This window comes from Selenomonas sp. oral taxon 892 str. F0426, from assembly GCF_000468035.1.
Taxonomy (GTDB): Bacteria; Bacillota; Negativicutes; order Selenomonadales; family Selenomonadaceae; genus Centipeda.
This window is the reverse complement of record NZ_KI260523.1, coordinates 344,005-352,558: the sequence shown is the minus strand read 5'-3', so window position 1 is coordinate 352,558 and position 8,554 is coordinate 344,005. Positions and strand designations below refer to the sequence as shown.

Here is an 8,554-nt window from a genome sequence, read left to right as displayed (position 1 = left end):
TTCCCTCTAGTATCATTTTGGTAGCGGCAATGAATCCATGCCCTTGTGGTTTTTTAGGGGATAAAGATCATATATGTGAATGCTCTGCGGGGGAGATCAAACGATATACGCGCAAGCTGTCGGGACCATTACTGGATCGCATTGATCTGCATATTCGTGTGTCGCGCGTGGCGTATTCGGATCTTCACACTACGCGCAGGGCGGAGTCCTCCGAAGCCATTCGTCAGCGTGTCGTAGCGGCGCGTGCCATCCAGCAGAAACGGTTGGGGAAACACGGGCTCTTTTGTAATGCGCAGATGAATCACAGCATGATAAAGAAATATTGTCAGCTTGAGAAGGAGGCGGAGGGATTGCTCGAGGCGGCTTTTCATCGCATCAATCTATCGGCGCGTTCCCATGACCGTATCATCAAGGTAGCACGTACGATTGCTGATCTGGGAGGCAGCTCCGCCATCACTGCGGCGCATATTGCGGAGGCAATACAGCTGCGTGCTGATGTTGGGCTGAGTATTGAGTAATGGAGGCCATTTGGGGGGAGGCGAAGATCTGATGACGGAGCAAACGAAGTATGTAAAACTCGAGATTTTTATCCCTGAGACCCATTTTGCTTCGTTGAGAGAGGCCCTTCGTTCCGTGGATGCAGGACACCTCGGCAACTATGACAGCTGTCTCGCCTATTCGCGTGTGACAGGGTCTTGGCGTCCTCTTTTGGGTGCATCGCCGTACGAGGGGACAATTGGAGAGATATCAGAGGCTCCGGAGATTAAGGTTGAGCTGCGTGTAGCAGCAGTGCGACTGGAACAGACTATGGCAGCTATCATAGCCGTTCATCCCTATGAGGAGCCGGAAATTTTTGTCATTCCACTTCTCGCTTGATAAAGAGGGACAGATGGCAGATACAAGATCTTTACACTTTGTGATATAATAAAGAAAATTTGTGTCCTGCGCGGACCATACAATCATCAAATGGAGGAGCCGTGCATGGCTGAAAAAATACGACCTGAACTGCTATCCTTCCTAACATCGGATGCTGCACCAGTGCGCATTTTAGTTGTTGAGAGCGTGTCTTATCTGCATGATTTGCGTGCGATGTTTCCGCGGGCAGAGCTCTACGCGGTCACGGCTGATGCATATGAGGCGGAGCTGAATGTACCTGAGGGCGTTCGTTGGCAGATTCTGGACTACTTGGTGGTGCCGCTTCCATATACGAACAGTTTTTTTGACTATATTATCTCGGACCTTGCCCTGGAGCAGGCAGACAATCCGCAGGATATCGCTGCGGGTTTTTCCATGTTTCTAAAGGAAACTGGTGCGTTGCTTACGAGTTTTCGAAACATACGCCATTGGTCCATCCTTCAAAATCTAATGGATGGGCATTATTATAATATCGTGTCCCGCCTCTATGCGAAGCGTGAGTTTGAAAATCTCCTCTATGCGTCATTCTATAAGAGCGTTCGTGTGCAGCAGCAGCAGCGAAAAGCACCGGAGGGACTGCTTGCTCGCCTCATAGATGCCGGATTTGAAAACGAGCAGGATGATCTTGAGACAGAGTTCTATCTCGTTCGTGCGGATCGCTCCATGCCAGAGTTGGCCCTTCTTAAATCCATGTACACACAAAAAGAACGAGCGTACATGGTGCGGCTGATTCATCGCATTGAGTATGATGTGGAGTCTGCTGCGGCAGTGGTTGGCTTATGGGAGTTAATGGATCAGCTTTTCGTTTTTCCAGCATACATGGCATCACTTGTACGCGAGACTGTTGTCCACACCGAGGCCTTCTATTGCCGTCTTGGCATGTATGCAGAGGAGCGCCATGATTTTATCCATGAGATGCTCCGCGTGAGTGTGGCGGAGTCTGTCGATCCGACGGACCGGGAACGTTATTCCCTCTTGCTGAGAGAGTATATCAAATGAAAAAGGATAGAGAATCGATGGGGCTGGATCCAAATAAAATTGCATTTATTTCTTGTGTCAATGATGAGGATATGTACAGCGAATGTCTTCTGTATTTAAAATCGCTGCGTGTCCCTCGCGGAATGTCCGTCGAGTATGTCCCTGTACGAGGAGCCGTCTCGATGTGCTCGGGCTATAATGAAGGTGCACGTGCGACCGATGCCAAATACATGGTATATCTGCATCAGGATGTCCTTGTCGTCAACAAGGACATTATCGCCGATCTGCTCTCCATCTTTGCAGATCCAACGATCGGGCTTGTTGGGGTGATCGGCTGCCGTAGTCTGCCGCGTTCCGGCGTTTGGTGGGATGGGCTGCGCACGTATGGGCGCGTTCTTCATCACTGCGAGCCGGAGAGTGTAGTGGACTCGCATTGCATGGAGCCCGACGGCGACTACATTGATGTCGAGGCGGTGGATGGTCTCTTTATTGCGACGCAGTATGGCATACGCTGGCGCGAGGATTTGTTTACGGGGTGGCATCTCTATGATACCGCGATGTGTATGGAGATGCGGCGTCATGATTTTCGCGTCGTCGTTCCCAATCAGGAGGATGACTTTTGGTGTATTCACTGCCCGCGTGAAAAACCGCTCGCACCAGAATATAAGCGGTATCAGAGAATATTTTTGAATGAATATGGAGCAGAACTGCAGCCCGAGGTTTGAAAACATGAGTGGAAGGGAGGTGCTCATCTATGCGGGAGCAGCCGCCAAAGGCTGAACATACGGCAGAGGAGAAGATTAACTGGCTCAGACTGGCCACGAAATTCTCTGCTGACGGCGATCTGAAGGGTATGCGTGCCTGTGCACAGGAGGTCGACCGCCTGATGGAGGGGGATATTGATGCGACTGCGGTCAATGCTGAGGTTGCACTCTACAGCGGGCGCATTGATGAGGCCGAGGAACTTGCCGAAAAAGTACTGCACGTACAGCCGCGCCATCCACGTGCACGTATGGTTCAGGCAGGCCTTGCAGCGCTCGAATTTCGCCTGGACGATGAGATCCCTCTGCTCGCCGATCTGATCGAGGAGTTGACACACAAGGCAAAGGTCCTGGGAGAGGAGGATCTCTCCTATGCGATCTATCATCAGATGCTAAAGCGCGCGCGCGGATGGCTTGCTGATGCACTCTATCTTGCGGGAGAGCCGAAGGGGGCAGCGCACGAGCTTCTCATGTCCAGTCGTCTTGCGGATACATCGGATGAGGCGGCCGAACTCTACAGCAAGTACCTTTTTATGCGCAATTATCGGTATCTTGGGGCTAAGGATGGTCGTCAGAAGGCAGAGGCATATGATGAGATGCAGGATGTTCATCCATATGTTCATGAACACACGCCGCGAGCGCCACAGAAAAAGCTGCGCATCGGTTATATATCCCCAGACTTTCGGGAACATGCGGTCGCGTATTTCTTGTCTCCCTTGCTTCATCATTTCGATGGAGAGCGGTTTATGGTGTTTTGCTATGCGACTGGCAGGAGTGATGCCGTGACGGAGCGTCTGCGTACGCGCCGTGTAACTTGGCGTGATCTGCGAGGGCGGGCGCCGCGGAAGGCCGCACGCCTCATTGCAGAGGACAAGATTGACATCTTGGTCGATTTGTCCGGTCACTCGCAGGACAATGCGCTGCCGATCATGGCATATCGTCCTGCTCCTGTTCAAGTTTCCGGGATCGGCTATACGAATACAACGGGACTTCATGGCATAGACTATTTTCTCTCGGATGAGGTCTGTATTCCAAAGGGGGATCTTCAGGCGGAGGCTGGCTTTACCGAGCGCATCCTGCGGCTGCCGCACTCGCATCTCTGCTATGCGCCAGAGGCGATTCGCGTGATGCCGGAGGCTGGCTATGAGCCGCCCATGCGCAGGAACGGCTATGTGACATTTGGCAGCTTTAACAACTTTGCCAAGGCGACAGATGAGATTCTGCTCCTTTGGCGCGGCATCTTGGAGTCTGTCCGTGGCTCAAAGCTCATCATTAAAGGGAAGATATGCAGCATTGATTCGGGAGTCAGCTTTGCCAAGAAGCGCCTTTCTATACTCAACTTTGATTTGACGCGCGTGGAGTTCCGTCCCTATAGTCCGGACTATCTTGAGCAGTATCGGGATATTGATATTGCGCTTGATACGGCTCCCTACAACGGCGGACTGACGACGTGTGAGGCCCTCTACATGGGTGTTCCCGTTATTTCACTGCGCGGGCGTACGCACGGTGCTCGTTTTGCTGCGTCCATACTGACGAATGCAGGGGTTCGCGAACTCATTGCCGAGAATGACATCAACTATGTGCGCCGCGCCGTTCAGCTCGCAGAGACTCCGAAGCTGCTGGAGGCGTATCACATGGGGCTGCGTGCAAATATGAAGCGTTCTCCCCTGATGAATGTACAGGGATATATGGAGGAGTTGGAGACGGCGTATCAGGAGATCTGGGAGAATTTTTGCGCATCGAGTTCTCTGACATAGGCAATCAGACATAACATCAGAGAAAGGAGGAACGATATGGCGTTTGCCCATCTGCACGTACATACGGAGTACAGTCTGCTCGACGGCGCGAGTCGGATCAAGGAACTCGTGCGGCGTACGAAAGAACTAGGCATGGACGCTGTTGCCATGACCGATCACGGCGTTATGTATGGTGCGGTCAGATTCTATAAAGAGGCAAAGGCACAGGGCGTTCACCCCATCATTGGCTGTGAGGTCTATCTGGCACCAGGCATGCGGCAGGAACGAACGGAGGTCGACGGCACACGCTACTATCATCTCATCCTCCTTGCCGAGAATGAAACGGGCTACCGCAATCTGGTTGAGCTAATATCCCTCGCCAATACCGAGGGATATTATTATAAGCCGCGTATTGATAAGGAACTGCTGCGTAAATATCACGAGGGCATCATTGCACTCTCTGCCTGTGTGGCAGGTGAGATCCCGCAGGCAATTCTGCGTGGAAATACCCAGCGGGCAGAGGAACTCATTTGCGAATACGTCGGGATCTTTGGGCAGGATAATTTTTTTCTCGAGATTCAAGATCATGGACTGCCCGAGGAAAAGACGGTCAACCGTGCGCTCCGCGATATGGCAAACCGCCACGGTGTCGGGCTGGTTGCGACAAATGATGTCCACTATGTCAATGCAGACGACAGTGAGTTTCATGATATTCTGCTCTGTGTTCAGATGGGGCGGACGATCAACGATCCCGACCGCATGCGCTTCTCCGGGCCTGATTATTATCTGAAATCAGAGCAGGAGATGGCGGAGCTCTTTGCGGACTATCCGGGAGCGATCGAAAATACGGCAAAGATCGCGGAGCGCTGTCAGGTGAATTTCACGTTTGGTGAGCTGCAGCTGCCGTTCTATCCCATTCCCGAGAACTTTGAAAAGGACGACGACTATCTCCGCGCGCTCTGTGAGGAGCGTATTCCCTCCCGTTATCCGGATGTGTCGAATGAAATTCGTACGCGCCTCGACTATGAACTTGGCGTCATTCATGGCATGGGCTATGCCAGCTACTTTCTCATCGTCTGGGACTTTATTCTCTATGCGCGTGAGCATGGTGTTGCCGTTGGCCCCGGACGCGGTTCGGCGGCGGGCAGCATCGTTGCCTATCTGCTGGGCATCACGAACATTGATCCGCTTCAATATGCGCTGCTCTTCGAGCGCTTTCTCAATCCCGAACGCGTGTCTATGCCGGATATTGATATCGACTTTGATGATATCAACCGCGGACGGGTGATTTCGTATGTCAAGGAACGCTATGGAGAGGATCACGTCGCACAGATCGCTACATTCGGTACGATGGGGGCAAAGGGGGCGATCCGTGATGTCGGGCGCGTGCTCGAGATGTCCTTCAGTGAGGTGTCGGCAATCACAAAGCTCGTTCCTGCGGAGCTGAACATCACATTGGATCGTGCACTCAAGGAGTCAGCAGATTTTCGACGACTCTATGACGAGGACGAGAGCGTTCGCAGGGTCATTGATCTCGCACGCAGGATTGAAGGCCTTCCGCGCAATACATCCATCCATGCAGCGGGGGTTGTGATCGCGAAGAATCCGCTCGCGAGTCAGGTGCCGGTTTGGGTCTCCGAGGGGACGCTGGTCACGGAGTTCGACAAGGATGATGTGGAGGCACTCGGTCTTCTCAAAATGGATTTCCTGGGCCTGCGGACACTGTCCATTATCGCCGATACGGTGACGCATATACGTGTGTCACACGGAATTGAGCTGGACATCGATCAGATTCCGCTCGTGGATGAGAAAACGTCAAAGATGCTGTGCAATGGAGACACGGGAGCTGTGTTTCAGATGGAGTCTGCGGGCATGACGAACCTCGTCAAGGATCTGCAGCCGAAGGGCTTTGTCGATCTCATTCCGACGGTGGCACTTTACCGGCCGGGCCCCCTTGGCAGCGGCATGGTGACAGACTTCATTGATGGGCTGCATGGAAAAAAAGAGGTCGTCTATATGCACCCGCTGCTCGAGCCGATCCTCAAGGAGACCTTTGGCGTCGTGCTCTACCAGGAGCAGGTCATGCAGATTGTGCAGGTGCTCGCGGGATTCAGCCTCGGTCAGGCGGATATCCTGCGCCGCGCGATGGGGAAGAAGAAGCACGATCTGCTGATGGCGCAGAAGGAAATCTTTTTGCAGGGCTGCGACAAGAATGGCATTGAGTCAGGACTTGCCAACCACATCTTCGATCTTTTGACGCACTTTGCGGACTATGGCTTCAACAAGTCGCACAGTGCGGCCTATGCACTGCTCGCGTGGCAGACGGCATATCTCAAGGCGCATTATCCTGTGGAATTCATGGCGGGAGTCCTGACGAGCATTATGGATAAGACGGATAAGATCCCCGTCTACATCCAGCTCTGCCGCCAGATGGGGATCAAGATCCTGCCGCCCGACATCAACTCGAGCGCGGCGTCGTTCGGTATCGAGGACGGGGCAATCCGCTTCGGGCTTGCCGCTGTCCGTAACGTTGGCGAGAACGCGATCATGAGCATGGAGCGCGTGCGCGCGGAGGGCGGGAAGTTCCGCTCGCTTGTGGATTTCTGTGCGCGCGTTGATATGCGGACGATCAACAAGCGCGCGATTGAAAGCCTCATCAAATGCGGTGCATTTGACAGCATTGGCGTCGAGCGCAACCAACTGCTCGCAGCACTTGACGCGGCGATACAGGATGCGGCGCGGCGGCAGCGCGATCTTTTGAGCGGGCAGATTGGACTCTTCGGCGATGATACCATGGAGGAGGTGCAGCAGATTCGCATCTCAGATGATGTCGCGCCGAGTACAGCCCGCGAGCGCCTAACGTGGGAAAAGGAGGCGACGGGGTTTTATATTACCGGGCATCCGTTGGACGACTGCAGCGATACACTCTCATCACTGCTCTCCATTGGGGAGATTCGGAGTGCGGTGCGAAAGGATCGCCAACTCGTACGCGTCGGCGGGATCCTTACGAGCACGAAGCGCTTTACAACGAAGAAGGGCGATACCATGCTCTTTGCCGAACTTGAGGACTTCAGCGGGACGATCGAGGTCACCGTATTTCCGCGCGTGTTTTATGCGCATGTGTCCGACTTGGAGCCGGATGCGATCATCGTGGTGGAGGGGCGCGTCGATATGACGGGGGAAGAGCCAAAGCTGCTCGCTGACGAGATCTGGCGGATGAGTGAGTACCGCTCTTCCTTTTACCTAATTCCGCCGACCGATACGGACCGTCGGGTGCTCTGGAATGAGATGCAGGCCGTCTTTGCCGGACATCCCGGAGATCACCCTGTCTATGTGCGCAGCGACGGACGCTGGCGGCAGCTTGAGACGCGCCATTGGATTGACGGATCGGCAGCGGTACGACGAGAACTCGCACAGCTTATGGGAGAAAGCGCAGTCAGAGTGCGCTAGGGAACGATATGGAAGAACGACTGCAAAAGATCCTCAGCAATGCGGGCGTGGCATCGCGCCGCGCGGCAGAGGAGATGATCCGCGCCGGACGGGTTGCGGTGGATGGCGTAACGATTACGGAGCTTGGCTCAAAGTACGATCCTGCGCGGCATAAAATCTCCGTCGACGGCAAATTCATACGGGAATATGAAAAGCGCTGCTATATTCTCCTCAACAAGCCGCGTGGCTATCTTTCGACGGTCCGGGATGATCGGGGGCGCAAGACCGTGCTCGATCTTCTGCCCGATTTCCCTGTGCGGCTTTACCCCGTGGGGCGATTGGATGCCGATACGGAGGGACTGCTCCTCATCACCAACGACGGTGCCCTGACACAGGGGCTGCTCCATCCGCGCTACGAGATTGACAAGGTCTACCATGCGGAGGTCGTGGGTACCGTTACGGAGGATGGTCTGGCGCAGCTGCGCTCCGGCATTCTCCTTGAGGACGGCAGGACGGCTCCGGCACGTCTGCGCGTGCTGAAGGCAGAGGAGGGGCGTACGGTAGTCGAGACAATCATCCATGAGGGGCGTAATCGACAGGTGCGCCGCATGTTTGCGGCAATCGGCTGCCGTGTGACTGTACTCCGGCGCGTTCGCTTTGCTCAGCTGACATTGCGTGGGCTTGCCTGTGGTGCGTATCGGCATCTGACGGCGGAGGAGATTCGGGAACTATGTA

6 protein-coding genes and 2 pseudogenes are annotated in these 8,554 nt (G+C 54.3%); all 8 read left to right on the top strand.

Features of this window, described 5'->3' with window-relative positions; translation table 11 throughout:
* Positions 1 to 29: 29 nt before the first annotated feature.
* A pseudogene (locus HMPREF1992_RS11990) lies at positions 30 to 119 on the top strand (ATP-binding protein); the annotation flags it as partial.
* Between the two features lie 48 nt (positions 120 to 167).
* Positions 168 to 518 carry a hypothetical protein gene (locus HMPREF1992_RS10920; RefSeq protein ID WP_021684257.1) on the top strand — a complete coding sequence of 117 codons (351 nt, stop codon included), beginning with the start codon at positions 168 to 170 and terminating at the stop codon, positions 516 to 518.
* A 31-nt stretch (positions 519 to 549) separates the two neighbouring features.
* Positions 550 to 876, top strand: coding sequence for a divalent cation tolerance protein CutA (cutA, locus tag HMPREF1992_RS02565; protein ID WP_021684256.1), 327 nt, complete (start codon positions 550 to 552; stop codon positions 874 to 876).
* A 105-nt stretch (positions 877 to 981) separates the two neighbouring features.
* Entirely contained in the window at positions 982 to 1,914 is a 933-nt protein-coding gene (locus HMPREF1992_RS02560; RefSeq protein ID WP_037358131.1) for a hypothetical protein, read from the top strand.
* A gap of 17 nt (positions 1,915 to 1,931) precedes the next feature.
* Positions 1,932 to 2,618, top strand: coding sequence for a glycosyltransferase family protein (locus HMPREF1992_RS02555; RefSeq protein ID WP_196801382.1), 687 nt, complete (start codon positions 1,932 to 1,934; stop codon positions 2,616 to 2,618).
* 29 nt (positions 2,619 to 2,647) lie between these two features.
* A complete protein-coding gene (locus HMPREF1992_RS02550) occupies positions 2,648 to 4,411 on the top strand; it encodes a hypothetical protein (protein WP_021684253.1) in 1,764 nt (587 codons plus the stop codon).
* Positions 4,412 to 4,447: 36 nt separating this feature from the next.
* Positions 4,448 to 7,840 carry a DNA polymerase III subunit alpha gene (locus tag HMPREF1992_RS02545; protein WP_021684252.1) on the top strand — a complete coding sequence of 1,131 codons (3,393 nt, stop codon included), beginning with the start codon at positions 4,448 to 4,450 and terminating at the stop codon, positions 7,838 to 7,840.
* Between the two features lie 8 nt (positions 7,841 to 7,848).
* Positions 7,849 to 8,517: pseudogene (locus HMPREF1992_RS02540) on the top strand (pseudouridine synthase); the annotation flags it as partial.
* Positions 8,518 to 8,554: the final 37 nt, after the last annotated feature.

What these genes read in the sequence shown, in the direction of transcription:
- cutA (WP_021684256.1), top strand. Translation starts at nt 550, where the DNA reads ATGACGGAGCAAACGAAGTATGTAAAACTCGAGATTTTTATCCCTGAG.
- HMPREF1992_RS02560 (WP_037358131.1), top strand. Translation starts at nt 982, where the DNA reads ATGGCTGAAAAAATACGACCTGAACTGCTATCCTTCCTAACATCGGAT.
- HMPREF1992_RS02555 (WP_196801382.1), top strand. Translation starts at nt 1,932, where the DNA reads ATGGGGCTGGATCCAAATAAAATTGCATTTATTTCTTGTGTCAATGAT.
- HMPREF1992_RS02550 (WP_021684253.1), top strand. Translation starts at nt 2,648, where the DNA reads ATGCGGGAGCAGCCGCCAAAGGCTGAACATACGGCAGAGGAGAAGATT.
- HMPREF1992_RS02545 (WP_021684252.1), top strand. Translation starts at nt 4,448, where the DNA reads ATGGCGTTTGCCCATCTGCACGTACATACGGAGTACAGTCTGCTCGAC.